1 protein-coding gene is annotated in these 1,449 nt (G+C 65.2%); it reads left to right on the top strand.

From position 1 onward, the window contains the following. Positions 1–92 precede the first annotated feature (92 nt). Entirely contained in the window at positions 93–1,415 is a 1,323-nt protein-coding gene (locus C665_RS19560) for an ISL3 family transposase (protein ID WP_004300719.1), read from the top strand. Positions 1,416–1,449: the final 34 nt, after the last annotated feature.

The following is a 1,449-nucleotide window of genomic DNA, read 5'->3' as shown; positions in this document are numbered from 1 at the left end:
GGCTCTATGCCGTTTCCAGTGGGAATTGACTTCTCAACAAACATGATGATCGGTGGTACAACCGCCCGACACTGACGCTGACCTCGCACCGCATGAACACCCAGATTGAAGCCCTCTTCACCACCGCGCTCGGCCTGCAGCCGCCCTGGCACGTCGCCAAGGTCGAGCTCAACACAGCCAAGCGCCGGATCGACTTCGAGGTCGAGCACACCGGCGGTCGTGCGACGTGTCCGGCGTGTGGGGTCGAGCACCAGCTGATCCACGACCGCGTGCGGCGCAGCTGGCGTCACCTGGACTTCTTTCAGTTCGAAGCGTGGCTGCATGCCGAGATCCCGCGCGTGCAGTGCAAGGGCTGCGGCAAGACCACGCAGTTGCCGGTGCCGTGGGCGCGTGAGGGGAGCGGCTTTACCCTGCTGTTCGAGGCGCTGAGCCTGTCGCTGTGCCGGGAGATGCCGGTGCGTCAGGCAGCCAACCAGTTGCGGGTCGCTCCGAAGCGCCTGTGGCGTCGAGTGCGCCATTACGTCGAGGTGGCCCGTGCCAAGGACGACATGTCGGGCGTGCGCTACGTCGGGATCGACGAGACCAGCGTCAAGCGCGGGCACGAGTACATCACCGTGGTGCATGACCTCGAGGCCAAGCGCTTGCTGTTCGCCACACCAGGGCGAGATCACGCGACGTTGCAGGCCTTTGCCCAGGACATGCGTGCGCACGGTGGCGATCCGCTGGCCATCGAGCATGCCTGTATCGACATGAGCGCGGCCTACGCCAAGGGGATCGGCCAGTCGCTGCCCAATGCCCGGATCAGCTACGACCGTTTTCATGTCGTGGCGCTGGCCAACGCGGCGATGGACGAGGTGCGTCGCGAAGAGATGCGCAGCTCGGCGGCAGCGGTGCGCGAAGCGGTCGGCGCGCAGAGCAAGAAGACGCTGCGACAGCTGCTGTGGGGCATGCGCAAGAACCCGGTGGGCTGGACCCATGCCCAGTTCGAGGCGATGCACTGGCTGCAACGCTCGAATCTGAAGAGCGCGCGCGCCTGGCGCCTGAAGCAGGCACTGCGGCTGGTCTATCGCGATGCAGCCGCGAGCAACAACGAAGAGATCGCGCAAGGGGCCATGAGCAAATGGCTGAGCTGGGCGCGCCGCAGCCGCCTGGAGCCCTTCAAGCGGCTGGCGCTCACCCTGAAGGAGCACCTCGGCGGCGTCGTGCGCGGCATGCTCGACGGACGCAGCAACGCCTACGTCGAAGCGATGAACGGCCTGCTCCAGCAGACCAAGACTGCCGCTCGCGGCTTCCGCAACATCGAGAACTTCATTGCTATGGCCTACCTGCGCATGTCCAAGCTCAAGCATCTACCGCAGAACCCCCTGGTGCCGGCCGTCGCCCGCGACTACGGGCGCTACCGTCATGTTTGTTGAGAAGTCAATTCCCACTGGAAACGGCATAGAGCCC

It is taken from the genome of Thauera aminoaromatica S2 (assembly GCF_000310185.1).
GTDB lineage: Bacteria > Pseudomonadota > Gammaproteobacteria > Burkholderiales > Rhodocyclaceae > Thauera > Thauera aminoaromatica.
Note: the sequence above shows the minus strand (reverse complement) of the source record. Positions and strands in the feature narration are given on the sequence as shown.

What these genes read in the sequence shown, in the direction of transcription:
- C665_RS19560 (WP_004300719.1), top strand. Translation starts at nt 93, where the DNA reads ATGAACACCCAGATTGAAGCCCTCTTCACCACCGCGCTCGGCCTGCAG.